Origin of the sequence: Desulfosceptrum tomskiensis (genome assembly GCF_049818055.1) — a bacterium.
In the GTDB taxonomy this organism is placed as follows: Bacteria; Bacillota; Desulfotomaculia; order Desulfotomaculales; family JASEER01; genus JBFLVT01.
Genome location: NZ_CP187479.1, coordinates 1,286,056 through 1,311,039 on the forward strand (window position 1 = coordinate 1,286,056; position 24,984 = coordinate 1,311,039).

Below are 24,984 nucleotides of genomic sequence, written 5' to 3' on the forward strand. Positions count from 1 at the left end.
TTTTTTACCCCACGTCCTCACGGTCGTTTTGTTCAATGCGCTTTTCGACAACCTTGACAATCGCGGTTTCCGGGCACACCGGAACGCATTGGCCGCAACCGGTGCACCTGTGGACGAGTATCTTGTAGGGGCTATTATCGGTTCGGTATTCGACAAAGGGACGCCCGACAATGGCGTCTTCCGGGCAGACTTCAGCGCAAAGGTCGCACATTACACATTTATCCGGGTCAATCCGGAAGGTTGACGGAGTGCAACAAAGCCCTGACGGACAATGCTTTCCTTTGATATGTTCACTGACAACATCCCAAGCTTCTTCCAGCAAGTTCGCTACGCCATCCCACGTGTTGCGACCAAAGCGGCAGCGAGCAATCATCGGCACCTGAGTATAAGATTGCCTTAGGAAATCTTGATCGGCTTCGGTCGCACAGCCCTTGGCAATGCGTTCAACAACATCCGCGACCGGCTCCAGCGCCAGAGTACAGGGCAGGCAGAAGGGCATTACCTGCCGACCTTGACCGCACGTACGTTCGTCGGCTAATTTGCGTAAGCGTCCAGCACATTCGGTTACGATACATCCCGTACTCATGTCACCTACACCTTTACTTGTTTCTTGCGTGAATATGCGCTACCTTTTGTGCGAAGGCGTCCCCTCAGCCCCAGGCGCTTCTTGAGGCTCTGAACGCGGCCCCGGCTAACAGAAACCACGCTGTTAATAACGTCGTTCATCACTAAAGAGTAAGCACCGTTAACGTCTGGCCGAATTTCCTTAATCTGATCAATGTTGATCAGGTATGCGCGGTGTGAGCGGAAGAAAAGGTCGCTGGGTAAGCGTTGTTCCAACTGCTCCAGGGTATACCTTACGCGTACCCTGTCGGTACGGGTGCGGAGAAAGGTACGGTTGTTAGCGGCATAAGCGTAAATGATATCTTCAACAGCAACCGGTACCGCCACCCCATTCCGCTCGCCGGTTAACCATTTCAACGCGCAGGATTCGTTTTCAAGCACATCTTGAATCCGGGCAATAGTGTCCCGCAACCGCCCCTCGCTAATGGGCTTAAGAAGATAGTCTATAGCCCTCAGGCCAAACGCCTCGCAAGCGTGTTCTTGAAATGCCGTAACAAACACCACCCGTGGCGCGTTAGGCAGTTGCTTCAGTCTGGCCGCCAGTTCCATTCCGCTGATGCCCGGTAGTTCAATATCAAGAAACACCACGTCGTACTCAACCGCGCTGATCAATTGCCAGGCATCGATACTGTTGGTCGCTTCACCGATTACTTCGATACTCTCGTACTTAGAGAGCAGGTAGCGCAACTCCATTCTCGCAGGATACTCGTCATCGACAATAAGCGCCCTTATCCGCACCACCCTCACCTCCTTCCCTCAATTTATCCTAAATCACAAGAATCACAAGAAACTCTAGAAGAGCCCCACTACGTTACCAAGCGCGTCAATATCGACCTTTTCCGCCGCCGGAATTTTCGGCAGGCCAGGCATCGTCATAATCTTCCCCGCCAATACCACCAGGAACCCCGCCCCGGTTGCGGGCCGCAATTCACGCACCGTCAGATTCCAACCCATGGGTCGGCCCAAAAGTCTGGGGTTATCGGAAATCGAGTTTTGCGTTTTGGCGATGCAAATTGGCAAACGATCCAATCCGAGACGGACAAGGTCCTCGATCTGTCGTTCTGCCAGATCGGTGTAGATGACGCCGTCGGCCCCGTAGACCTTGCGCGCAACGGCTTCAATCTTCTGTTGAATGGGCAGGTCCCAATCGTAGAGTTGCTTGTAGGAAGAAGCCTCATTGCGCTCGAGGATCTCCAGTACCTTTGTCGCCAGTTCTTCCCCCCCGGCCCCGCCGCGGGCAACAACTTCGGAAACCGCTGCGGGAACCCCCGCCTCCTCGCAATGCTTTTCGATAAGATCCAACTCGGACTGATCGTCGGTGGGGAATCTGTTGATAGCTACTACCACCGGCAGGCCGAAATTATTTTTGATATTGTGCACGTGCCAATCAAGATTAGGCAGCCCGCGCCTGACCGCTTCGGGATTGGGGTGCCCGACATCGGCCAGCGCCACTCCGCCGTGCAGCTTCAGGGCCCGGACGGTAGCCACAAGGGTTACCACGTCAGGTTTAAAACCGGCATAGGGACATACAATATCAAAGAATTTCTCGGCGCCAAGATCGGAGCCGAAGCCCCCTTCAGTGACCACATAGTCCGCCAGCCCAAGCGCCGTATGAGTCGCGATGATAGAGTTATTGCCGTGCGCGATGTTCGCAAACGGACCGCCGTGAACAAAAGCCGGCTGGCCTTCAATGGTCTGCACGAGGTTGGGCTTCAAGGCGTCCTTCATCAGGACCGTCAATGCCCCAGCCACTTTCAGATCCCTTGCAAACACGGGTGTTCCGCTCTGGGTATAGGCGACCAGGATTCTGCCCACGCGCTCCTTGAAATCATCCAACCCTTCCGCCAGGCACATCAACGCCATGATTTCCGAGGCCACGGTAATGTCAAAACGGGCCTCCCGCGGCACACCATCAGTTTTTCCGCCCAGACCGCACACGATATTCCTTAACGCGCGGTCGTTCATATCCACTACACGCGGCCAGACGACCCTTCTCGAATCAATCTGCAGCTCGTTGCCGTTATAAAGGTGGTTGTCTATCACCGCCGCCAGAAGATTGTGCGCTGCAGAGATGGCGTGAAGGTCACCGGTAAAATGCAGGTTAATGTCTTCCATGGGAACGACCTGCGAATACCCCCCGCCGGCCGCTCCACCCTTAACGCCAAAGGTGGGGCCCAGCGACGGTTCCCTAAGGCAAAGCATGACCTTCTTGCCCAAACGCCCCAGAGCCTGGGTAAGACCGACCGCAGTGCACGTCTTCCCCTCTCCGGCAGGCGTTGGGGTAATGGCCGTTGTAAAGATCAACTTTCCGCGCGGGGAATTTTTCACTCGTCGGCAAACATCCATACTTACCTTGGCCTTATACTTGCCGTATAGCTCGATGTCGTCCATGCTAAGACCAAGACCGGCAGCCACATCCACTATAGGCCTTAACTTAGCGTTGCGGGCAATTTCGATATCGGGTAACATGCTCTCTTCCCCCTGACTGCAAAAACTAGGATCAATTCGGTCGTGGCCGGGGATAAAGCCCTGCCATGCTAACGATTTCCGGTACGGCTTCTTCCCAGTTAATAGCCATAATGTGTATACCGCTGACTCCTGCTATGGCGCGGACTTGATCAATGATCTCCAAAGCGATGCGTTGGCCTTCCCGGGGTTTGTTGGACGCCTTTTCCATACGACGGATCAATTCTTCCGGCACTCTCATCCCCGGGATCCGGCTCATATAACGTAAAGCGCCGGCCGACCTCGGCGGGGTAACCCCGGCCAGGATGAAGGTCTTCTTGTGCCATCCCGCAGCGCGTACAGCCGCCATCCAACGCGCAAAGCCTTCAACATCATAAACGACCTGCGTTTGGATGAATTCCGCACCAGCCATAACCTTTTTGCCCAGGCGGAGCACCCGAAGCTCAACAGGACCGGCGAAGGGGTTTTCCACGGCCCCCACGAAAACCCGCGGGGGAACCTTTATTTCTTCGCCGCACATGAACAGCCGTTCTTCTCGCATTCGTCTCACCGTCGCGGTCAACTGCACGGAATCCAGATCAAAGACACCTTTAGCCTCCGGGTGGTTGCCAAAGCGCTGGTGGTCACCGCTGAGGCACAGCACGTTACGAACGCCGAGGCTTGCCGCTCCGAGGAGGTCGGACTGCAAGGCAATCCTGTTGCGGTCACGCGTGGTCATCTGCAGCACCGGTTCTCCACCGCTGTGTAAAACATGTACCGCGGCCGCAAGGCTGCAAAGACGCACGACCGCCGTCTGGTTGTCGGTTAGATTCTGCGCGTCGGAACAGTCCCTGAGCAAAAAAGCTAGATCTTGGATCCTGCGCCCGTCGGCACCCTTGGGCGGCCCGATCTCGGCAGTCACCGCAAAGTGACCCGCCCTGAGGACCTTCTCCAGCCTGCTCCCGGTACGGGCCTCAATCACTTTAGCGGCTGGACCGATAGACATGGCATTACTTCCTCCCTAATGACCTTGCGCATCGCTCCCGAACCGGAATGAGCCCAGTTCTTCGGCGGTCTTATCCTCGTCAGACTTTCGAGACGCCCCTGTTTCCTCAGCCGCTGGTAAATCATCTCCCAGGCGCAGGGCAGGTCAGGGCCGGCTTCACACCTGCCGTCGACCGACCCGCCGCACGGGCCGTTCAAGAGCCCCTTGGCACAACGGGTCATGGGGCAAATCGCGGCGGTCTCCGCGAGGATACACTCTCCGCACATGGCGCAGCGTTCCTCCCATACCCCGGGGATCACCGTACCCCCTCCGCCGACGGTGTCAACCCCGGGAATGACCATCACCGCCGGGTGTCTTTCCGCGATAAATTGCACGCCAACCCCGCAACCCAGGGAGATACACGCATCCGCCTTTTTAAGTAAAGCATCCAGCGGCGCGAGGTACTCGTTGTCACACTGCCTGAAAACGGTAACCTGAGCGATCGTAAACAGAAAGCCCCTCTTCTTCCCGGCGATCTCAAGGAGCTGCGCCACACAAGAAACCTCTTTTCTGCCCCCCGCCTGACATACCGTCACACACTCCTGGCACCCTGCCACCACCAGCGACTTCATTCCCCAAACCAGGGGCAGGATTGACGATACGGTCTTAGGACGTGCGAGAATCAAGCTGTTCCCCTCCCTACCGCTCCTGACCGCCGAATGTCGGGCCAAGACTACGGATGGTCTCCACCAGTTCCTCTATAAAGCGGGCAAACGGTGCCCCCATGGCCGCCGAAACGTGAAACATGTGCAGCCGTTCGGACTCGATACCGATGTCCGACAAGCGGTTTTTCAGAATGTCGACCCTTTTTTCCACGCGCAGGTTTCCGGTCTGGTAATGGCAGTTGCCCTTAAGGCAGCCGGCTACGCAAACCCCATCCGCACCATTGACGAAGGCGTTCAAGACGTGCTCTTCGCTGATGCGGCCCGAACAGGGCACCCTGATAATCTGGACATTAACCGGGTACTGAAGGCGGAGTGCGCCGCTCAGGTCCGCCGCGCCGTAGGCGCAGTGGTGACAGCAAAAGGCGAGAATCTTTGGCTCAAAACTCATCGCGTCAACCCCCTCACCTTAAGGTTTGCTTAGGGGAAGTCCTGCTCGTACTCCCGAGAAAGGCGTCGCTGTATATCTCCTTGTTAAGGAGGACGCGCCCGGCGGCCACCGTTTCCCTAAGCTCCCCGTCGAGCACGTCGGCAATGGCAGCGTCAAGCCCGGCGGCCATGGCCATGCTTGCAAAAGTCCGGTTAAGCAGTGAGCGGTGAGGACAACCTTGCGAGACGTTGCTTAATCCGACCACCGTCCGCGGGGGCGGATCAGCCAGAGTCCGTACCTGCCGCAAGGTCTCGAGCACTTCGACGATGTTTTCCTGACAAACGTTGACGGGAAGCACCAGTGGATCGATAAAGAGATCCTGTATGGGAAAACCCTGTTCGTCAGCCGTTACGACAATTTCCATCGCCATCGCCAGGCGGTCGGCCGCGTCTCTTGACACTCCCCGCCGGTTCATGGTCAGGGCGATCAGGTACGCCCCGTAGTCCTTGGCCATGGCAAGGTATTTTTCGAGCTGTTCGCGCTCGGCTATTGTTGAATTGATAATAGGACGACTCTTGGTTACCGCCTTGAGCCCGGCCTCGATCGCCGGAAGCTTGGCCGCATCTATGCACAGGGGGGTATCTACGACCTCTTCCACTGTTTTTACCAACCAGGGCATTACAGCCGCCGGGTCAGCTACCGCCGGTCCGGTGTTTATATCAAGGTAAGCCGCACCAGCTTCGGTCTGGGCTAGAGCAAGCCGCTGAATCGGTTCGGGATTCTTCGTCTGAATAGCCTGGGCCACGTCGCGGAAAAGCCCGTTGATACGTTCCCCGATCAAAATCATATAGCCATCTCTCCCCCTGCTAATGCCTTAATGTGCTCCCTTACCGCACGGGTTGCTTCAGGATGAAGCATTACCAGCATATCCGCCCCGGCTTGGAGAAGGGTTCCGGCCGTCAGTGCCTCCCAAAGCGCACCCTGCACAACTCCGTCGGCCGGCCCGGTCTTAGCCTCTTTGGCCCGCCAAGCTTCAAAACCGCAAAAGACAATCATTGGTGACGCAAGGCTTGATTCTCCCTGGAGCGCTGCCAGGCGTACCCGTTCCATCACGGAATAGGTGTATTCGAGGCCGTAACCCAGGCCCCCGGTGGTTGGATCCATAACAATCTGTGTTTGCGGTAGTCCCAAATCATTGAGCAAAACGCAGATTTGTTTTTGCATGTTGACGTCTACCGGACTCTGGGCAATAACCAGATGTCCGTTGACCATGGCGGCTGCGGCGATTGTACGGTAGTTGTCGCTGGTGACGGGTCCGATCAGGCACCGCCGGCCGGCGCAGCTTTCGCTGACCTTCTGCATTACAACATTGTCCTTGGCGTCGTTGCCGCACCCGAACACAACGAGCGGTACGCCTGTCGCATCCAGGACATCCCGTGCCAGTGTGGCGCAGGCTTCTGGAGAAGCGTCGCCGAGTTCGGGGTCAGCGCCGCGCAGCCGCAGGCAAATGAATTCCGCTCCCCATTCCTCGACGCAGTGACGTGCCCAGCCTACCGGATCGCTTGCTACCGGACCGAAAACGTTTTCTAAAGGTACGGGCCAGGGTTCCGGGACTACATCCCATACCTCCATGCCTACCACCGGAAGATGCCCAGGCGCCCCATCAAAGCTTAAAAACGGTAAGGTGGATGCACCGCCCACCCGAAGGGACCGCTGCTGCCCGTTGCCTGAAGCGCTGGCGCCAATTTCTACCTCACTGATCCTAAATGGAAAACTTTCGCGGTAAAGCTCAAAGGACACGGCGGTTCCCCTCCTTCTGTAAATCCGTGCTTAGCTGAAGTAATTCATCCATTACAGGTTCGAACATGCGAACCACCGGTGCATTTGCGGGAATATTAAAGAGCGGTTTGCCGCCTGCGTCATACTCGGCAACAAGAGCGTCATACGGCAATACCCCGGCATAATCAAGGCTGGTGGCGGCGATTTCCTGGCGTAAGCCCGCACTGAGTTTGCCCTGGGCCTTACACACAAGGAGGCATTGGCGCTTGACTTGCAGCCCGAGTTCCGCGGCCACTCGCGCCACCCGGCCGGCGGAACGCACCCCCCGTACGCTGTTATCGCTTACAACAATAAGCAGGTCAACAAGATCGGTGGTTCGGCGGCTCAAGTGTTCAAGACCGGCCTCATTATCCAAAACGGTGTAGTTATAATTCCTGTCCAGCTTTCCCATGACCCCGCGCAGCACAGCATTGGCATAACAGTAGCAGCCGGGACCTTCCGGGCGCCCCATGGCGATAAGGTCTACTTCGCCGCTGTCGGCATCCATCAATGCCTCCCGTAAGCGAGAGTCCAGGTAGGAAACCTTATCAACCCCTCCCGATCCCAGAGACGAATCGGTGATTTCACGCAGGGTTTCCATTAGGTCCGCACATGGAGCTATCCCCAGTGCTTCACCAAGGTTGGCGTTCGGATCGGCATCTACTGCCAGGACCGGCCCCAGGCCGCGAGAGATAAGGTAACGAATGACGAGCGTGGCAACCGTCGTCTTGCCTGATCCACCTTTGCCCGCTACCGCGATTCTAAATCCCACCTCATCACGCTCCCTCCAAAATTTAGCCTGCGGCCCGCTAATAACCCCTCTGACACAGTGCTATCTTCTTAGCTAATGCTGATATGGACTTTCTGAAAGTTTCCATCCATTATTAAGTCAATTCTGAAATTTCAAACTAATAAAAACACCGTTTAGTTTGTAACATAGGATCGCAGAAAGCCCGGCAGCGCCGCGGCCTCGCGCGGACCCACCCGCACATTCCAGCCTGAAAGCTCTTCTAAGCGTCCGCTTAACATGGCCACATAGCCCGGAATGACTACCTGCCTGTGTTTAACTTTTTCCCCAACACCCGTCCTTTCCATCGCCTCGGCTATCTGTTCTGGGCCAAACTTGCCCGAGGCCCATGCAGTAAGCACAGAGGTGCCGTCAGTGTCGACCGTTACAAGGTAGGTGCCCACCCTGCTCGCTTCAATCTCGTTAACCACAGAGAAATAGGTAAGTGAAAAGTTTGTGGTTACTAGGACCGGGGCATTGGGGCCCGGATTGCCGATAGAGTAGCAGGTTGCCTGAACCTGGATCGGCTTTTGCGGATCGGTATAGATGTCCTGGCGGAGAGTCAATAACGGCAGGACGACTGCCGGATCAACAGTATCCAGGACAACCAGGCTCGCGTACTTGGCGATGCAGGTTGCGGCCGCCAAGGCGACCAGGTATGCGTCCCGGCCATCGCCAAACGAGGCAAGAATGGGAAAACCAAAAGGGCGAAACCGTTTTTTAATGGCCATCCGTCTTATCGCTGTTGCCGTGCGCAAGGCATCTCCTGCGCCTGCCGCGGGGACGTGCAATACAATATCTTTATGGCCGCTGCTGGTCACTTGCTCGGTGAGCGAGGCCAGACCCGCCAAATCCCCTGCCGCCACGACCAGCGGACAGCCATACTCCTTGGCCAGAGCCGTCATCTCCTGCCAATTCGTTTCGGTCGCCCCCCAGAGAAGAGGGCGCCTGGAACCTGCAATCGCAAGTGCTGCGCGTATCACTGCAGGATCCTGAGTAACCAACGCTATCGGCAGCGGGCTGTGCGCCTGGACCAGTTCAACCGTTTTGATGAAAAACGCTGGATCCGGATGGGCATGGCGAACTGCAACCAAGTTAACGCGCATGGTGATCCCCACCCGCTCGAATGAAAGGGTCTGAATGCGGCTCAACCGTTCCTTCAATTCGGCCTCGGGCAAATCATCCCGCACCTCGATAGCCAGCGCCGTTGGATGGTAAAAAGTCTTCTCATGGCGGAAGAGAACAACTTCGCCTCCCAGTTCGACGGCATACTCCCCTTGGCCAACCGCCACCAAGCGAACCGGAGGCTCAGCCGCTGCGCCCAGAGTCGCACGGGCATCATCCGATGCGTGTGGGCAGGCATCCAGGGAAACCTTGCCAGCCGCGAGAGCCATCGCAAAGGCCATACACGTTGCAAACCCGCATTCTCGGCAGTTTGTTTTCGGTAGTAGTTTAAAAATTTGGAGTCCGGTCAACGCCACCGTGCGCACCTCCTTAGCGTCTACATAATTGGTTCCATACTTAAGGCGGGATGTTCTGTCTTTTCCAGGAAGGACAGAATACCATCCACTGCAGTGCCCACCGTTTCATCGGCGATGCGATCAATCAGATCAGGAACGCCGATTTCTGCCCCCCGGCGGATGAGGCCCGTTTTCAGGTACTCTTTAAGCTGGTGCGGCATCCAAACCACCCGTGCCAAGCCGCCATCGGCCTGAATGAACCTGCGGCTCAAGATATATGCCCTTGCCAGTCCCATAAAACCGGGAGTCTGCTCTCCGCCTCCAACCATTCCGGCCAAGGTGGAAAACCGCATCCCGAGGGGCGTATCCCCCGCGTACTCGCGGTTAACGATAAAAATCCCGTTGGCCTCCGGCAGAACGGCGGCGATTGCTTCAAAGCACCCGCACGAGGTCATCGGGTCCTCCATCATCGAATAAAGGCTCAAGGACGTGATCTTACCCTGGGTGAAACGCTGCATTGCTGCGTTGACACCGGTGTACTGCCCCCGGACCCCGTCGATGCACGTTCCAATTACGACAGGCTGGTTGGGCCCGGCTTGCTTGAGTTCATAGGACGCCCGGGCGTCGAGCCAGTTCACCGCCCCGCAGAGCCCCAAACGCTCAGGCGTTACTATGCAGATATGGGACGGAGCGAAGGATTGACAAAGACTGCAGGTGTAAAAGACGTCGACCGCCTCATCGGTTAGCGAACCGAGGCGCTCATCGCGACGCCGGTAGACGGCCCGGGCTTTTTCCTGCTCTGCCAGCGCATCCTCAGGGTCCGTGTAGAGCGTGACTTGCACTTTGTCGACGAGCGAGCCGAACTCGGCCTTGACCCTGTTGACTACCACCGCCCCGATATGGTGCAGGCGCAGGCCGGCGGCAAACGCCTTCTTGGACACCCGGATCCTTACTATGTCACGTTGCCCGATGTGCACTACGCCCTCCAGGTAGTTGACGAAATAATGCAGACGTCTCTCGAGAACCGGTTCGAACTCCTCTTTCATCTTTCGCCCGGCCACTTCAATGACCAGCCCCAAGGGGAGCGTATCGCCCTCATTCAGCTGATCAAGATCGGGTCCAATCACCCGCACTCGATCGTCCTCCACTTCGCCCATCGGCCGTGTCACAAGCAGTTCAAAAGCCGTAGATCGGCCGGCGCCGATCTCAACAAAGGTAGCATTCCGGCGAATGATTTCGCCCTCAAAAGCCGGCCCAAAAGCCACGGGCACTTCTACATCAGCTGCCGGCACCTTGAGTCCCCGTACCTCCACCGCCCGGGCTACAATCTGCTCGTGCGGGACACGGGCCACTACATGCTCATAGGTGCAGATGCCGTAAGGCAGGATCTCCGGGATGTCAGTATCGGCAATAACCGGAAACCCAAAATTCAGTGCACCCGCCGCAGTGGCATACCATTCATCGGTCACCGGGCCTAGGGCCAACACAAAGGCAAAGACGCGGTTCTTGTTGTAAAGAAGCACCCGGCGGTAGTCGCCCGGCGTTACGCCGCCAAAGGACAGGGCCACCCGCGTGGCGAATCCGAGAGAGTAAATATGCGCGTAAACTTCCTCGCCGAAGGGAACCAGGCGTGTCGGCCAACCGAGTTGAACGTCGGCAGCAGCCAGCTGCTCTGCAAAACTGGTCCCGTTGGCTTGCCCCGCCATAAAAACGTAAAGGTTCTTCTGCTGCATTTCGCGGGCCAGTTTTACCGCTGTAGGAGTATCCGGAGCGGACCCCACCACGGCGGCAAACCCCGGCGCCCGTCCGTCCACGAACTCAATCCCGCGCTCCCTCAGGATTACGTCGTCGGCTGCCCCCAGCCAGATGCCCCCGGCCGGGGAAGGCCCGGTTGCATACCTAAGGGCCTCAATGATTTCCTCCGCAAACAGTGTGGCCATCCCGGCATCAAGAACAGGACCAAGGTAAGGGGTCCAACGGGTCTCCGCCGGCAATGGAGGAAGAAGTTCGTTCGCCAGGGCCAGGATCGGCTCCATATCGGAAAGGCGGGTCACCTTCCGCCCGGTAATGCCATAGATAACCGGAAGATAGTACCCGGTATTGGGCAGTTCCACGGGGTGAGTCGCACCCAGGATCTCCATGGCGCTTTTCAGCTTTTCTTCGGCCCGACGTACGATACTGTGTGCCCCCCGAATAGCTGCCGTGGCAATTATCCTGGACAAGTTCATCCCCCTTTCGATGGTAGATAAATTGCTAGAAGGTAACAATTATTGGTGTGAGCATACCCTTAATGCGTATAAGGACCAATAACTTAGCCGTTAATCGCCGGTCCCACAAGCTGAAATACAGTTACGCCCATTGGGGGAGCAAAAACCATCCCGCCTACGACCGGCTGCCGTTTAGGTCGCCAATATACCGGCCGATGCGGATACCTGCAATTTCGCCGCGAGAATGGTGTTGGCCAAAAGCATGGTTACGGTCATCGGGCCGACTCCACCGGGGACAGGAGTGATGGCTGAAACCCGCGGGGCAACGCTATCCCAATCGACATCTCCCACCAGGCGTCCATCCACACGGTTAATTCCCACATCCACCACTACCGCCCCCTCTTTAACCATCTTTCCGGTAATCATCCCCGGCCGGCCAATGGCTACCACCAGAATGTCCGCTTGCCGGGTTACGGATGCAAGGTCTGGGGTACGGGAATGACAAATAGTTACGGTAGCGTGGCGCTGCAACAGTAACATGGCTGTAGGCTTGCCGACGATGTTGCTGCGGCCGATCACAACGGCATGACTTCCGGCGATGTGAATGCCGGACCGCTCGAGGATGGTGATAACCCCGGATGGCGTGCACGGCGCCAAGCAAGGCTCACCGATCTGCAGTTTCCCTACGTTCAGGGAATGAAAACCGTCTACGTCCTTTTCCGGTCTAATGGCCTGCGTTACCGCTTTGGCATCCAGGTGATCCGGAAGGGGCAGCTGTACAAGAACACCGTGGATACCTCTGTCCTCGTTAAGCCGGTCCAGAAGCTGAAGCAGGTCATCCATTTGGGTGTCAGCAGGCAGGCGGTGCACCGTCGACCGGATGCCAACCTCTTGGCAGGCGTGCTCCTTGTTACGTACGTATGCCTGCGACGCCGGATTGTCCCCGACCAGCACCACCGCCAAACCCGGCGGCGAGCCCCATTGCGAGGCAAAAGACCCCGCTTCCCGTACCAGTTCCGACCGTATTTGAGCCGCTATCGCCTTCCCGTCTAAAATACGCGCCGCCATTTTGCTCCTCCTCGCTATGGGACTATTAGCTCCCATTTCTTCCATAAACGAATTTAAGAAAACACCGCCAGTCAACGCGGACGGCGGCGTAGCGGAATTCCCTGTATACCAGTGGTTTGACCGGCTAGCCGGTTGCGATCTGCCGCCGCATCTCCATATCAAACAAAACTCTTTCCCTTGCTTGCTCGATCCCCAGTGCCCGCCGTTTTGCATCGATGTACTCAATCACCCGGCGCGCCATCAATCTTGGATCAGGTTCGAAAAACCACTTGCCCCCGGTAAGCGCACTTATACCTTCAAAAAGAAAACTGGAAAACTCTTCGCTGCCGAGGGTCGGGAACACGACACCAAAGCCGACGGGAACGCCGCTGGTGACAAAGTACTGGCCGATGGCCAACGCCTTTTCGCTCATCCACTCAGGAGCACACCCGACAACAGGCAGGTCAGCCAAATCGTCGCCAAGCCCGCCCTGGCGCACTATTTCAGTAGCCGCTACCAACAGGCGGCTGTTATCAACGCAGGAACCGCAGTGCAGTACCGGCGGCATACCTACCGCCTCGCAAACCTCTCGTAACCCCGAACCTGCCAGGTCCGAGGCCTCGGGCACCAGCAGTCCTTCCTTGGCGCAGCTGATAGCCGCGCAACCGCTGGTCAACACCAGCACGTTATTGGCGATCAGCTCCCTCACCAGGGTGGTATGCAGGTCTCCATAACGTACCCGCGGGTTGGAACAGCCCACCACGGCGGCGATCCCCCGGATACGGCCATTGATGATGTTCTCGTTAAGTGGACCGTAACCAGCGCGGAATCTCCCGCCAAGCATGTAACGAATGGACTCATGAGAGAATCCCGCCATCACATCTATCTCTTCACGCGGGATCTCCACAACGCCGCGTCGCGGGTAGTTGTCAACAGCCCTGAGAATGAGTTCCCGCGCCGTTTTCTCAGCGTGCTCGGGGTGGAACTCCACGTGGGTGACTCCTTGGATGCGCGCCCGCGGCGAAGTGGTAACCAGCTCCGTATGGTAACACGCCGCAACATTAGCTAAACCCTGCATGACACACTGCACGTCGACCATCATGAGGTCAACGGCGCCAGTGACGATAGCCAGTTCCTGCTGAAGGATGCTTCCCGCCACGGGAATGCCGTTGCGAAGCAAGAGTTCATTAGCGGTGCAACAAATACCGGCGATATTGATGCCCTTTGCTCCGACACTTCGCGCCCTGGCCAGGAGCTCTTCATCCCGGGCCATGTCCACGACAACCATGGGCAGCAGCGGATCATGCCCATGAACCACGATATTGACGTGATCCTCCCGTAAGACACCCAGGTTAACCTTTCCGAGCACAGGGTAAGGCGTCCCAAAAAGGATGTCCTGCAGTTCAGTGGCGATCATCGAGCCGCCCCAGCCATCGGCCAGCGCTACCCTCATTCCCTGAAGCATTAAGTGCTCAAAATCCTGATCTACGCCCACGCTGGTACGATGGAGCATCTCCACGACCTCCCGGTCGATGCCGCGGGGGACAACCCCGAGACGGCGCCAGATCTCCTGCCGTTTAGCAGGAGCCCGGCTTGGAAAAATCAATTCCCCTTCCTGCTTGCCGAATTCAGCAAGCAGAGATTCCGCTACCCTGCGTGCCAGTTCTTTGGCATCACCATTCGAGGAAATACCAAGAACTTCCGCAAGTTCTCGGAGTTTTACGGGATCGCGTATGGTATAGCTGGCCGCTTCACCGTTGAGCATTTTAAGAAATGTCAACACGATCTCCCGGGCATGGTCACTGTGAGCAGCCGTTCCGGCGGCAATCATCCGGCCGAAGTTCCGTGCCGCGATGGTAGCAGGAGTAGCCCCACAGATGCCTGTGTCGGCCCCGGGGCCTTCTTCCTTAACGTGACAGGGACCCATAAAGCAGACCCGGCAGCAAGTGCCGCCCGAGCCAAATGAACAAACCTTACGTCCCCTGACCCGATCAAACATGGTAACGGTACCGTCACGGGATGCCTTAGCAATCATTTGCCGGCTCGCCTGGCAATCGGTAAGCTGGTGGTCCCTTTTCACCGCTTTTCATCCCCTTCCTTAAGTCCTTGCAACGGTTAACTGGATCGGCACCGGACCCAGGGGCCACGAACCGCCAAGTATAGCTAATGCCACCGGGGCGTCCGGAGAAACCAGCGCCACGCCAGGTAACAATCCATTGTCGATCTTCACCCTGGCAGAAGCCTTGCTGTAAGGCGACTGAACCACAACATCCGCTCCTTCCGCAATCCCCAGCGCTCCTGCATCTATTGGCGATAAGGCAATGCAGTCCCCGCCATACGGTTCCAATCGGGCGAAGCCGCTGAAACGCAGCCTGGTATCGTGGACGGGATAAAAGCGGGAGGCATACCCTACAAGCGATATTCCAGGAGTATTCCCCTTGGTTAAATTGCTAACAGACGGCAGAAACAATGCCGGCTTGGAAGTGCCCGGTACCGCACGACCGGACACGAGGCGTTCGATTTCTGCTGTCGGACCGTGTGCTTCGCCGCCAAGCGCCTGGGACCCCAGGCGAGCAGCGATTTGCGCCAGCGTATTCAGATTGCCCATCCCCACAGGTGGCACTGCCTGATCAAAGCGTACCGGGTGACCCGCCGCGTTAATGAAACTGCCATCCTCTTCCACGTGGCTGGAAGCGGGCAGGACCACGTCAGCGAGTGCTGCAGTCGGGGTCAAAAACATATCTTGAACCACGAGAAACTCCAGCTCGTTTATCAAACCCCGCCACCGTTCCGGGTCAGGAAAGAAAGACAGGGGGTCTTCCGCAAGTATGTACAGACCCCGCACGTTGGTACCTGTAAGCATCTTAACTGCGCTCATGGCGGCTTCAGTAGACGTTTTACCGGTTTTCAGCAAGGTTAGTATCCCGGTTGCGTTGGCTCCCGAAACTACGGGATAGATTGCTCGTTCGGTTCTTCCGGTGAGAAGCGCAAGGTTAACAGCTGCAGCGGCCGTACCGCGGCTTACTCCGTCGGCGGCAAAAATTACCACTGCTTTGCGGCTTAAGTCGCCAAAGGCAGCACAGGCTGCGGCCAGATCTTTTGCCTCCAGCCCCTCACCATCAGAAATAGTCATTGAGAAAGCCCTTTGAAGAGCTGTTTTATAGTCGCTGAAACCTTCGAGACGCCGTCCGGGAAGCCTCCCGCCCTCGTCCAGCCGCAAAAGCATAGCTGCCATCTGATGCAGTACCGCCTCTATTGCTTCAGGACGAGAGCGCAGCCATATAGAGGCTGTTTTTGCCAGCCGTCCGTTGTAAAAACCGACATAAATCAGGTTTGTACCGTTAGCGAGCGCCCGCTTGACTTTTGCCCATACTACAGGTGATCGCCGAACCGCGTCCCCGATAACGAGCAGCACATCGGCGCTTGCAATGTCTTCCAGGGTAGCCCGCTTTCCGCCATAAACCGTGTCCAAGTCGTGCAACACATCCGCCAGCCCCTTGAGACCAGGGGAAATACCAAGGTTATTGGTGCGTAATCCTATGCGCATGAGACTCAGAAACGCTTGGGCAACTTCATTGGACACGCCGGTACCGATAATCCCTCCGACAGAATCCGGTCCCCATTTGTCCCGTACCGCCAGAAGTCCATTGGCCACAGCATCCAGAGCCTCGCCCCAATTGACGCCCACCAACGTTCCGTTCTTCTTTACCAGCGGCCTGGTCAGCCGCTCCGGATGAGAAAGATGCACCCATCCGAACCGGCCGCGCGCACACAAGTAGTCCACCCGCTGGGGAGCGCCGACCCGGACGACCTCGCCGCCCTTCAAGTAAAAGTTCACGGCACAGACCGCGCCGCAGTGACCGCAGACGGACGTGGAGCGGTGCAATTCCCATTCCCTGCCCCGGCCGCGCCGCCGCTGCTCGATTAAGGCCGCCGTAGGACAGACTTCGATGCAACTCCCGCAAAAGTCGCAGTCTGATTGATCCAGCGGGCGGTCCCACGGCGTCCCGACTTTCGTCTTCAAGCCACGGTTGATAAAGTCAATGACACCAGCGCCCTGGAGATGGCAGATCCGGATGCAGCAGCCGCACAAGATGCAGTAATTGGGGTCGCGGAAAATAAACAGGTTACGGTCGTCGACAGGATGGTTGGGAGGTTCAACAGGAAAACGGTCGGCCTGCGCTCCCAATTCATAGGCATACCTTTGCAACTGACACACGCCGTTTTTGTCACAAGTAAGGCATTCCCGCGGATGCCGTGACAGCAGGAGTTCCACCACAAAACGGCGCGCCTCCCGGATGGTCGGGCTGTCCGTATGCACGACAATCCCCGGGGTGGCCTCCCGCTTGCAGGCGACAACCGGGCTGCGCAGCCCCTCAATCTCGACGATACAAAGACGGCAGGACCCCGTGCTTTTCAATCCCGGGCAGTAACAAAGATGGGGGATGTCGATCCCCAGGCCGGCTGCAGCCTCGATGATCGTTGTTCCCGGTGCTACCGTAGTTTCCCGCCCGTCAATGGTCAGGGCAAACGGTCCTGTTTCTTTCATGGGTTCTTTCCTCCCCGGTATCTTCCAGGATGCATTCCATCGGGCAGGCCGTTACGCACGCCGCGCAGTTGATGCAGACCACGGGGTCAATGGCGAAGCCGTCCTGTTTCTCGATAACAGCGTGCTGTGGGCACACTTCCATGCAGAGGCCACATTGGACACAGTCAGGCCCGATTACGAGGCGTTTCAACGCTGAGCAGCTCCCTGTCGGACAGCGCTTTTCATAAATGTGGGACTTGTACTCGTCCCAGAAGAATCGGAGCGTGGAGAGCACGGGCCGGGGAGCCGACTTGCCCAGCCCGCAGAGAGATGTCTGGCTGATGAGACGGCCCAGATTTTCAAGCCTTTCAAGGTCGCCTTTATCCCCCTTTCCTTCCACTATGCGTTCTAGGATGCGCAGCATCTGGTAGGTTCCGATGCGACACGGCGGACATTTTCCGCACGATTCCTGCTGAGTAAACTGCAAGAAGTAGCGGGCGAAATCCACCATGCAGGTAGTCTCATCCACTACGATCAAAGCGCCCGAGCCCATGGCCGATCCGATGGAATCCAATGATTCGAAATCGATCGGCAGGTCGAGGTGCTCCTCCGGTACACAACCGCCACCGGGACCACCGATCTGAGCCGCCTTGAACCGTTTCCCCCCTTGGATCCCACCGCCGATGTCGAATACCACTTGACGGGTACTAATCCCCATCGACACCTCGATCAGGCCGGTATACCTTACATTGCCTGAAAGGGCGAAGACTTTGGTACCCTTGGACCCACTAGTGCCGTGTGTCGCGTACCAGTCGGCACCCTGGTTTATGATTAAGGGGATGTTGGCAAAAGTCTCCACGTTGTTTAAGCAGGTGGGGCACCCCCATAATCCTGACTCGACGGAGCGGGGCGGGGTAACACGGGGCATGCCGCGTTTTCCTTCAATAGAAAACATCAACGCTGTCGATTCCCCGCACACGAAGGCCCCGGCACCGCGCCGGATCTCAATATCGAAATCCAGACCGCTGCCCAGGATATTCTTGCCGAGCAACCCTATTGCGCGAGCCTGTTCGATTGCTATACCGACGGTCTGAACTGCCAAAGGATACTCCTCACGCACGTATACGAAACCTTCACGGCAGTTGCCCACCGCATATGCGCAGATGATCATCCCTTCCAGTATGGCATGCGGATCCCCTTCCAGCAGGGCGCGATCCATGAAGGCGCCGGGGTCGCCTTCGTCGCCGTTGCAGATAACAAACTTGCGCTCACCCTTGGCCTTGCGTGCCCCTTCCCATTTCCGCCCCGTCGGGAAGCCGGCGCCGCCGCGCCCGCGCAGCCCGGACAGTTTGACGCTGGCGATGACATCTTCAGGCGACATCTCTTGCAGCACCCGGGCCAACGCGCTGTAGCCCCCTACTTCAATGTAGTCCTCTATCCGCATCGGGTTAATCATGCCACAATGGCGCAGCACCAACCGGGTTTGACCGCTGTAAAACGGCAGGTCGTCGGCGGACCGGACCGGCTGCCCGGTTTCGGGATGCCGGCAGGCTAGGTGACTGATAAACTGGCCGCGTTTTAGAGTAAGGTCCACGATTTTCGGGACATCAAAAGGCGTAACGTGCCCATAAAGGGTTCCTCCCGGTTGAACAGTCACCAGCGGGCCGAGTTGACAAAAGCCCTGGCAGCCGGTATGTCGCACGGCTGCCGGGAGTTCCGCCCGCGCGAGTTCCCGCGACAGCGCTTCCGCTACCTTAAGCGAACCAGCCGAACGGCAGGCGGAACCGGTGCATACCTTAACTGTCTTCCGGCTGGGCTGGCGTTCGGCCGCCAGACGAGCGCGCAGCGCGGCCAGATCGGCCATACTCGCCAGTCTACTCATCGTCCCCGCTCTCCCTGGGCAGGTCTCTAATAACCCGCTCCACATCACGGTTTGGAACCACTTCGTTGTTAACGACGACCACCGGCGCAAGCCCGCAGCAGCCCACGCAGTTCACGGTCTCCAGGGTAAAGGCCCGGTCGGCGGTCGTCTCACCGTTCTTAAGACCCATAGCCTTTTCCAGCCGCTGCAACACAGACTGGCTGCCCCGAACCTGGCACGCCGTTCCGGTGCAAACACGCACAACGTTTTTGCCCCGGGGTTCTGAGTAAAACCGGTCATAGAAGGAAGCAACGCCCCAGACCTGGGCCAGCGATACCTTCAGCTCGTCCGCTAATACGCGCAGCGCCTGCTCGGGCAGATAACCGAAAGCCTGCTGCACATCGTGAAGGGCATCCACAAGGGTACCCTGCCGTCCGATGTGGGGAACGAGAATTGACCGAGTCTGTTCATCAAGCGAAGCGTTGTGTGCGCTGCCCAATTTGGCTTCCCCCTTGTTTTGCCGACACCGAACATCCAATCGTTAGAAGTTGAAGTTGTGGTAGTTATGGTAAGCCGCATACCCCATCCCGGACAATAAAAAACCGGCCAACAGCCTTGGTAGAAGTGTGTGGCGCTTCTTATGACGTGTAGAACTACCGTTTTGCTGCTTGACCGCCGCTTATTGTCAAAGCGATACCGATTAAACGCCCTAACTACTTCTTGAACTTTAAATGTGGGGTGTTCACCTTTTACTTACCGCTGATACTAATTGTCTATAAGCATCCGCCAGCTTTCCGGTAAGCGGCCCGGGAAAGGAAAGGCCCACCGGCTGATCGTTAAAACAACTGACAGGTATCACGCCCAAAACCGAATTAGTAAGAAAGATTTCCTCGGCACCTTCCAAAGAGATCGACTCCCAGGGCGGCTTCAGATGCGTCCAGTCCCAGGCGCCGGGCCAGCGCAAGGACTTCAGCCCGAACAATACCCGGCAGCAGATCGCGATCGACGTGCGGGGTAAACAATCGCTCCTGCCGCACGATAAAAATGTTGCTGGCCGAACACTTAGCGACCAATCCCTCGGTATTCAAAAGCACCCCTTCGTCCCAACCGCTGCTGGTCCTCCTGCCTGGAAAGGGTATTGGTCCAGGTAGCTGAGGGTCTTCAGCCTGACTGACGGTGAATGACGGTTGCGCCGTATTCCGACAACGCCGATGCGAAAACCCCGCCTATAGTCCCCGTCGGTATAAAGGGGCGGCCCCAGGGTTACAATGGTGCACGTTTCCCCGCTCGCCGGCCCGGCCGTAACCGTGAGCCGCAGCGAGCTGTCCTTGATACCGTTGGCCTGCTTGGAGGTTTCCAGGTATCCTTGCAGGCAGCGGTCATCACGGTCCAGGTTGATGCCCGATGGCCGGCCCCCGCCCGGAGCCTGGCAAGATGTTCCCTCGCAAAGAGTATCCGCCCGTTCTTGGCGGCCAGTGTTTCAAAGAGGCCCAACCCATATCGGAACCCCCGGTCCAGGGGCGAAATGTGCCTTCCCGCTGCCGGCAATATTTCCCCGTTGACGCACGCTAAAGTTTCCACCCGTCCACCTCCAGTCGCGAAACTCCGAGCGCCAGTAAGAGAGCCTCATCCTGAAACAGCCGTAAAGGTTATAAACGAACGAATCGTAGTTATCGATGATGACGATCACCCGTTCCCGCCATCCTAAAAGATGTTAAAGAAGCCGTTAAAAACAAAAAACACCGATACAACTTTATACCGGTGCTCACCCCATATCTCCGAGTCGTCTAAGCTCTGCTCCACTCTTCGAGTCTCTTCAATCTCATCAGCTTATTAAGTTTTATTAAGTTCAAGCCGGAAGAACAGCTTGACTGCTTCATGGTCTTCAAGCGACTTAGCCATACACCGGATTTCGACAAATTGCTAACGGTTTCCTTTAACTGATATGGAACTAAGTCCCATAGCGATATTTTTGTGGTTAATATGCGTAAAGCACTTCACCGGTCGCAGATAGGCCGGTGATACGGCAGCCCATGGGGATATCCGGGGCCACTACGCACCATACCCTGTACCCTTCAGCCTCGTGGACGTCGGTGACGGCAATGACGCCAGACTGAGGGGATTCCAATTTCACAACCCGTATCTGCGGATCGGAAGCGATGCCAAAAATGCAGGTAAGGGCTTTATGCATATCGTCTTCCGGGAACTTCAGGGTACATCCGTGCCAGGTAAGGGTCTCTCCTGGACGAGGACTGAGCTGACTGTACGTGCGCATAAAACGCCAGCACCCCCATCGCTGCTCCAGCCAGGCTACGGACAGGCCGTTCCCCTCAAGGTAGAACACCGTCGAAACATACTTGGACGGAGCAGTGTAAATGATGCTGCCGGCGGGGATACCCTGGGCATCAAGGTAATTCTCAAGAGAAGAAGCAAAGCACCCTGATACGCTGATCAGCATTAGAATAACAAGTATCGCAAACAAAACGCTGAGACGGTATCCCATCTTCGCAAAACCCACCTCATAATACATGACAATTTAAAAGGGCATCTGGATTACAAAAAATACGACCCGGAGAAAAAATTTTTCCGGGCCGCCCATTCCTTATGTTTATTATTTCAGATCGCCTGACGGCCTTGCGGGTAAAGTGGCTCAAAAAAAGGCATTATAACGTCAGACCCTGGTGTTTCAAAGTAAAGCCGGCAGGGATGCCATCAGGTTTTTCTGGAGAAAGAGGTGTTTACTTTGGCGAAAAACAGGCGCAAGACCATAGCTCCCGTCTCCGATGCAGCACAGGTGGGAATGGAGGTCTCCGAAGGCCTTTCCCCCGAGGGCAAAGGCGGCTGCAGCGAGCAAGAGGGCCTGGAGCTGACCCCGAAACCTGCAGGCCTGCCGTCGATAGGCCAAAGGGTCTGCAGCGAGGAGCACCTGGAGCTGCCGCCCGAACCCGAAGGCCTTTCCCGCACCCGATAGGCACGGGCAGGATCTATTTTTACCGGTGCCGGTAAAACATCAGTTGACCTCCATTTCCGAGTACATTTCCGTTTCGGTAAACTCGTCAACCATGGTAATCTTCCATTGGCCTCGTGACTTTTCCAGGTGGATCACGGTGCCGAAGCCCCCGGCGGACTCGCCGCCGTTCCGCAGTATCCTTTCAAGCCCATCCAAATCCGCAGTGGCTGTATTTCTGGAGACAGTTACGATGGGTTCGTTGAAGGAAACGCTGTAATCTTTCACTCCCAGCGGCATCCACACGTTAAACTGCCGCCGCCAGTCGTTGACTCCGTCGTCCCTTTCACCCGTCGGCTGAAGGTAGCCGTACTTTCTCTCAAAGATCGTAATGTCGCCTTTGATAAGAGCTGTTCCAAAAGTATCGTAATATTCGTTGACGGCAGCCATTATCCGCGTTTCATCCCGGTCCTCCGCCGCCTTCTTAGGGCTACCCAGGTTTACGTCTACCGCAGCGTCCTCCTGCCTGATGCCCAGCCTGGTGATCTTAATTGCCGACCCCTGTATACGGCTCTCCGCGTCTTGGTCGCCGGGCAGCCAGTGGTAGCGCATCACCAGACGCCGGTCGCCTTTGGCCGGATCCTTGAACCGACTGAAACAAGTCAGCGGCATGCGGTAATTGTCGGCCTTCATATATATGCCCGCTATAAGCCCGCGTCGATGGCGGCATCCACCTTGTTGCCTGCGGAATCCAGGCCACTGTAGTCCAATGTCCAGGTCCCGTCCCCCTCTTTTACAAGTCCCCTGAGGTAAACCGTAAAATCCCCGACCGGTATCTTTTTATCCAACCTGGTTGTCTCCTTAACCCCGTCGATGGGAATGATCTCCTTCATCGCGTAATAGCCCCACGGACCTGTGCACCTCGACAAACTGCCCGAACTTTTCCGCCCGGTCAAAACGTCCGGTCACTTCAGACCGGCCTGATACGCCGGGCCGATGCGAGCAGGCCGGCAACACAAAGATTACAGCAAGCGCTAATAAGCAAAAGGCGGGTTTTCTCAAGGCTTTCAAGCTCGCTTTCGTTTCTTGCTTTAGTTGATATTATTGGGACAACATGGTTCACGCTCTTCAGGCAAGCCCTATCCAAACGTCTCTTTGACAACATTTATCAACCCGTTAGCAACCGCGTACAAGATAAAAAGCAAGAATACTATGGCCAGCACTTTACCAAACTTAACTCGGCGCAGGAACCGGCCCTGCTGCCAGGCACGCTCGATAGGGTCAAAAATCTGGTAGTCAGGGTTGGCGTGACTGCCGCACTCCGTACAGATATCGTTTTCGGTCACCGGTCTCCCACAATAAGGACAGAGCTGCTTTGGAGCCGGCGGTTTTGCTTCTCCCATTAAAAGCACCCCCTCTCTACGACCAGGCCAAGAAAAGAATAACCATTGCCCCAATAACGTTCGGCAAACCAACGAAAAAAAGGTTTGTAGCCCACCTGCGCCTTCTCGTCCGGTCTTCTTCGTCCTCATGAGTATAATTGGCCCTTATCCTGTCGCCGGAGCCAAGGGAACCTGAAAATACCGCCGATAGTCCCAAACAGGCTACACCAAAGAGCCCCGCGACCTGTATCACCAATCTCTAATCGCTCCAGATTAGTGAAGCCGATACCATCGAAAACAAGAACTTTCCCGCCGATGAAGAACGTATTAACCGCGGGTTCTAAGACACGATCATTGGGCCGGGCGTTAACCGCCACTGCTCACCTACAAGCCGAGCTTCATACTGTCTACCCCGGCCGTTCAGATTCGCAAATCCGAAGAACACTTCGATGGCCGCCCTCTCTCCGTCATACTCCAAAACCTCGACGGATAGCACAGCGCCGTTCTTGGCACCGACCATCTCCCCATTAACACAGTCGAACTTGCTATGGTCGTGTTTAACGTCCTCAAAATCATACACCGGAACCGGAAAAAGGGTGCTGACTCTTTGCAGTACCCGCTCTTTTGGGTACACCTCGCAGAGCCCGTCTAAAGCATAGGCATCGACAGCCACGAACTTTATGGGATGCTCAAGCTCCTCGTAAGCAGCCTTTATGGCTGTAAGACACAAATCCAATCGGCGTTCCTGGTAAAGTTCCGATCTCAGTCTGTCCTCAAACTTATAGAAGAGGACAGCCATTTGGGGCGATTCCAAGCTGAATCCCGAGTTTTCGTACGTGACCATAAAGCTAGGATAACGGACGTCCGTTATAACAATCCGGGCATCGTTCCTCAAAGTGATGGTTACTTTTAACCGGGGTGTTGTCGCCCAGTGGCGTTCCTTAAGATTGGCGGAAGCATTATAAGCGTCAACGACTGGCTGAAAATCGGCAGGGTCCTTGAAGACCAGGGATCGATGTAATTCATCCAACTGGAAGAATGGTTCAACAGTGATTTCCTTGACCTGCTGCGGGTCGAGCTCTGAAGGCGGCGAAAGGCCGTCGGCTTTAGCAACTGCAACGGCTATAAGTAAAACCATTACAAAAAAGCTCACTAAAAGGGCTCTTGCATTCCGATCCATAACACCCTCTCCCGATCTTTTCCACGGACCTGTTCCTGCCTTTAAGACCCCGGCCGTTCCCCCGTACCCATAGGTATTCCTCTTGACTCCCTTAACTCCCGTCCCTCATTAACCACTCCCGTACCTCCGCATCTTGATTCCACTCCGCAACCATAGGTGACGGGGTGCCTAACTGAACAACGAAAGTCCCGCTGAGCGTGTTAACCAGGTACTTATCTTTGGAGGGGGTTGGCTTGACTTCGGCAATGTCTTTTTGCGCCAGCTTATATGTCAGCCGTACCGCAGCCTGTACCTCCTTAAGAGTTTCCGGATCGATGTAACCAAAATCGGTATCTTTTGCCAGGGGTTTGTCACGGTCTATTGGCGGGTCGATAAACCACATAACATAACCACAGCGGCCGCATACAAAGTTAACCGCCGTTTGGTTGGCCCAGTCCAGGTTGAAAAACGTGGCCAGCCGAGTGTTCATAAGTGTGGTCCGATACCAGAACCGCCCGTGTCCGCACACCGGACATCCGAGTTTATGACCGGCCACTGACCACTCTTTCTCCATATCGCTCACGTCCTGACCTCCAAACAACAAATTAGTGATAGCGCTGTTGCTGTTCCGACACGGGGGAT

25 protein-coding genes are annotated in these 24,984 nt (G+C 56.4%); 1 reads left to right on the forward strand and 24 read right to left on the reverse strand.

Annotated features, from left to right (window positions below):
• Nucleotides 1-4: 4 nt before the first annotated feature.
• The 18 genes from ACPV0M_RS06590 to ACPV0M_RS06675 all read right to left on the reverse strand — a co-directional run bounded on the left by ACPV0M_RS06590 (nt 5) and on the right by ACPV0M_RS06675 (nt 21,357).
• Nucleotides 5-499, reverse strand: coding sequence for an ATP-binding protein (locus tag ACPV0M_RS06590; RefSeq protein WP_425619885.1), 495 nt, complete (start codon nt 497-499; stop codon nt 5-7).
• Between the two features lie 92 nt (nt 500-591).
• Nucleotides 592-1,362, reverse strand: a complete 771-nt coding sequence (locus ACPV0M_RS06595; protein WP_425619886.1) for a LytR/AlgR family response regulator transcription factor — start codon at nt 1,360-1,362, stop codon at nt 592-594.
• A 54-nt stretch (nt 1,363-1,416) separates the two neighbouring features.
• Nucleotides 1,417-3,093, reverse strand: coding sequence for a formate--tetrahydrofolate ligase (locus tag ACPV0M_RS06600; RefSeq protein WP_425619887.1), 1,677 nt, complete (start codon nt 3,091-3,093; stop codon nt 1,417-1,419).
• A 31-nt stretch (nt 3,094-3,124) separates the two neighbouring features.
• Nucleotides 3,125-4,075, reverse strand: coding sequence for a methylenetetrahydrofolate reductase (locus ACPV0M_RS06605; RefSeq protein WP_425619888.1), 951 nt, complete (start codon nt 4,073-4,075; stop codon nt 3,125-3,127).
• Nucleotides 4,048-4,608 (reverse strand): methylenetetrahydrofolate reductase C-terminal domain-containing protein, encoded by a 561-nt coding sequence (locus tag ACPV0M_RS06610; protein ID WP_425619889.1) that lies wholly within the window; start codon nt 4,606-4,608, stop codon nt 4,048-4,050. The genes ACPV0M_RS06605 and ACPV0M_RS06610 overlap by 28 nt, the downstream gene beginning before the upstream one ends.
• Nucleotides 4,609-4,753: 145 nt before the next feature.
• Nucleotides 4,754-5,167: a hydrogenase iron-sulfur subunit gene (locus ACPV0M_RS06615; protein ID WP_425619890.1), complete on the reverse strand. Its 414-nt coding sequence runs from the start codon at nt 5,165-5,167 to the stop codon at nt 4,754-4,756.
• 13 nt (nt 5,168-5,180) lie between these two features.
• Nucleotides 5,181-5,993 (reverse strand): dihydropteroate synthase, encoded by an 813-nt coding sequence (locus tag ACPV0M_RS06620; protein WP_425619891.1) that lies wholly within the window; start codon nt 5,991-5,993, stop codon nt 5,181-5,183.
• Nucleotides 5,990-6,946, reverse strand: a complete 957-nt coding sequence (locus ACPV0M_RS06625; RefSeq protein ID WP_425619892.1) for an acetyl-CoA decarbonylase/synthase complex subunit delta — start codon at nt 6,944-6,946, stop codon at nt 5,990-5,992. The genes ACPV0M_RS06620 and ACPV0M_RS06625 overlap by 4 nt, the downstream gene beginning before the upstream one ends.
• Nucleotides 6,936-7,736 (reverse strand): AAA family ATPase, encoded by an 801-nt coding sequence (locus ACPV0M_RS06630; RefSeq protein WP_425619893.1) that lies wholly within the window; start codon nt 7,734-7,736, stop codon nt 6,936-6,938. The genes ACPV0M_RS06625 and ACPV0M_RS06630 overlap by 11 nt, the downstream gene beginning before the upstream one ends.
• Nucleotides 7,737-7,888: 152 nt before the next feature.
• Complete coding sequence (acsC, locus tag ACPV0M_RS06635; protein WP_425619894.1) at nt 7,889-9,232, reverse strand: acetyl-CoA decarbonylase/synthase complex subunit gamma; 1,344 nt, start codon at nt 9,230-9,232, stop codon at nt 7,889-7,891.
• Nucleotides 9,233-9,252: 20 nt separating this feature from the next.
• Complete coding sequence (acsB, locus tag ACPV0M_RS06640) at nt 9,253-11,439, reverse strand: acetyl-CoA decarbonylase/synthase complex subunit alpha/beta (RefSeq protein ID WP_425619895.1); 2,187 nt, start codon at nt 11,437-11,439, stop codon at nt 9,253-9,255.
• A 171-nt stretch (nt 11,440-11,610) separates the two neighbouring features.
• Nucleotides 11,611-12,486: a bifunctional methylenetetrahydrofolate dehydrogenase/methenyltetrahydrofolate cyclohydrolase FolD gene (gene folD, locus ACPV0M_RS06645; RefSeq protein WP_425619896.1), complete on the reverse strand. Its 876-nt coding sequence runs from the start codon at nt 12,484-12,486 to the stop codon at nt 11,611-11,613.
• 124 nt (nt 12,487-12,610) lie between these two features.
• Nucleotides 12,611-14,545, reverse strand: a complete 1,935-nt coding sequence (cooS, locus tag ACPV0M_RS06650) for an anaerobic carbon-monoxide dehydrogenase catalytic subunit (RefSeq protein ID WP_425619897.1) — start codon at nt 14,543-14,545, stop codon at nt 12,611-12,613.
• Between the two features lie 18 nt (nt 14,546-14,563).
• Nucleotides 14,564-17,014 carry a molybdopterin-dependent oxidoreductase gene (locus ACPV0M_RS06655; protein ID WP_425619898.1) on the reverse strand — a complete coding sequence of 817 codons (2,451 nt, stop codon included), beginning with the start codon at nt 17,012-17,014 and terminating at the stop codon, nt 14,564-14,566.
• Entirely contained in the window at nt 16,980-18,875 is a 1,896-nt protein-coding gene (locus ACPV0M_RS06660; RefSeq protein WP_425619899.1) for an NADH-ubiquinone oxidoreductase-F iron-sulfur binding region domain-containing protein, read from the reverse strand. The genes ACPV0M_RS06655 and ACPV0M_RS06660 overlap by 35 nt, the downstream gene beginning before the upstream one ends.
• On the reverse strand, nt 18,868-19,353 hold the full coding sequence (locus tag ACPV0M_RS06665) for an NAD(P)H-dependent oxidoreductase subunit E (RefSeq protein WP_425619900.1): 486 nt from the start codon (nt 19,351-19,353) through the stop codon (nt 18,868-18,870). Before ACPV0M_RS06665 ends, ACPV0M_RS06660 begins: the two co-directional genes overlap by 8 nt.
• Nucleotides 19,354-19,726: 373 nt before the next feature.
• Nucleotides 19,727-19,948 (reverse strand): aminotransferase class IV, encoded by a 222-nt coding sequence (locus tag ACPV0M_RS06670; RefSeq protein ID WP_425619901.1) that lies wholly within the window; start codon nt 19,946-19,948, stop codon nt 19,727-19,729.
• Nucleotides 19,949-20,832: 884 nt separating this feature from the next.
• On the reverse strand, nt 20,833-21,357 hold the full coding sequence (locus ACPV0M_RS06675; RefSeq protein ID WP_425619902.1) for a hypothetical protein: 525 nt from the start codon (nt 21,355-21,357) through the stop codon (nt 20,833-20,835).
• Between the two features lie 240 nt (nt 21,358-21,597).
• On the opposite strand from ACPV0M_RS06675, the gene ACPV0M_RS06680 reads away from it, so the two are divergent.
• The gene (locus ACPV0M_RS06680; RefSeq protein ID WP_425619903.1) at nt 21,598-21,825 is read left to right on the forward strand and encodes a hypothetical protein; all 228 of its coding nucleotides are present in this window, start codon (nt 21,598-21,600) and stop codon (nt 21,823-21,825) included.
• A 39-nt stretch (nt 21,826-21,864) separates the two neighbouring features.
• On the opposite strand, the gene ACPV0M_RS06685 is transcribed toward ACPV0M_RS06680, so the two are convergent.
• The 6 genes from ACPV0M_RS06685 to ACPV0M_RS06710 all read right to left on the reverse strand — a co-directional run bounded on the left by ACPV0M_RS06685 (nt 21,865) and on the right by ACPV0M_RS06710 (nt 24,925).
• Complete coding sequence (locus ACPV0M_RS06685) at nt 21,865-22,494, reverse strand: hypothetical protein (protein ID WP_425619904.1); 630 nt, start codon at nt 22,492-22,494, stop codon at nt 21,865-21,867.
• 11 nt (nt 22,495-22,505) lie between these two features.
• Nucleotides 22,506-22,694 (reverse strand): hypothetical protein, encoded by a 189-nt coding sequence (locus ACPV0M_RS06690; protein ID WP_425619905.1) that lies wholly within the window; start codon nt 22,692-22,694, stop codon nt 22,506-22,508.
• 246 nt (nt 22,695-22,940) lie between these two features.
• Complete coding sequence (locus tag ACPV0M_RS06695; RefSeq protein ID WP_425619906.1) at nt 22,941-23,204, reverse strand: hypothetical protein; 264 nt, start codon at nt 23,202-23,204, stop codon at nt 22,941-22,943.
• 16 nt (nt 23,205-23,220) lie between these two features.
• Complete coding sequence (locus ACPV0M_RS06700) at nt 23,221-23,436, reverse strand: DUF5316 family protein (protein ID WP_425622149.1); 216 nt, start codon at nt 23,434-23,436, stop codon at nt 23,221-23,223.
• Nucleotides 23,437-23,523: 87 nt separating this feature from the next.
• Nucleotides 23,524-24,363, reverse strand: coding sequence for a hypothetical protein (locus ACPV0M_RS06705; protein ID WP_425619907.1), 840 nt, complete (start codon nt 24,361-24,363; stop codon nt 23,524-23,526).
• 91 nt (nt 24,364-24,454) lie between these two features.
• Nucleotides 24,455-24,925, reverse strand: coding sequence for a hypothetical protein (locus tag ACPV0M_RS06710; RefSeq protein WP_425619908.1), 471 nt, complete (start codon nt 24,923-24,925; stop codon nt 24,455-24,457).
• Nucleotides 24,926-24,984: the final 59 nt, after the last annotated feature.

Coding starts and splice junctions, on each gene's coding strand:
- ACPV0M_RS06590 (WP_425619885.1), bottom strand. CDS start 499: ATGCCCTTCTGCCTGCCCTGTACTCTGGCGCTGGAGCCGGTCGCGGAT.
- ACPV0M_RS06600 (WP_425619887.1), bottom strand. CDS start 3,093: ATGTTACCCGATATCGAAATTGCCCGCAACGCTAAGTTAAGGCCTATA.
- ACPV0M_RS06605 (WP_425619888.1), bottom strand. CDS start 4,075: ATGTCTATCGGTCCAGCCGCTAAAGTGATTGAGGCCCGTACCGGGAGC.
- ACPV0M_RS06615 (WP_425619890.1), bottom strand. CDS start 5,167: ATGAGTTTTGAGCCAAAGATTCTCGCCTTTTGCTGTCACCACTGCGCC.
- ACPV0M_RS06620 (WP_425619891.1), bottom strand. CDS start 5,993: ATGATTTTGATCGGGGAACGTATCAACGGGCTTTTCCGCGACGTGGCC.
- acsB (WP_425619895.1), bottom strand. CDS start 11,439: ATGAACTTGTCCAGGATAATTGCCACGGCAGCTATTCGGGGGGCACAC.
- folD (WP_425619896.1), bottom strand. CDS start 12,486: ATGGCGGCGCGTATTTTAGACGGGAAGGCGATAGCGGCTCAAATACGG.
- ACPV0M_RS06655 (WP_425619898.1), bottom strand. CDS start 17,014: ATGAAAGAAACAGGACCGTTTGCCCTGACCATTGACGGGCGGGAAACT.
- ACPV0M_RS06660 (WP_425619899.1), bottom strand. CDS start 18,875: ATGAGTAGACTGGCGAGTATGGCCGATCTGGCCGCGCTGCGCGCTCGT.
- ACPV0M_RS06675 (WP_425619902.1), bottom strand. CDS start 21,357: ATGGGATACCGTCTCAGCGTTTTGTTTGCGATACTTGTTATTCTAATG.
- ACPV0M_RS06685 (WP_425619904.1), bottom strand. CDS start 22,494: ATGAAGGCCGACAATTACCGCATGCCGCTGACTTGTTTCAGTCGGTTC.
- ACPV0M_RS06690 (WP_425619905.1), bottom strand. CDS start 22,694: ATGAAGGAGATCATTCCCATCGACGGGGTTAAGGAGACAACCAGGTTG.
- ACPV0M_RS06695 (WP_425619906.1), bottom strand. CDS start 23,204: ATGGGAGAAGCAAAACCGCCGGCTCCAAAGCAGCTCTGTCCTTATTGT.
- ACPV0M_RS06705 (WP_425619907.1), bottom strand. CDS start 24,363: ATGGATCGGAATGCAAGAGCCCTTTTAGTGAGCTTTTTTGTAATGGTT.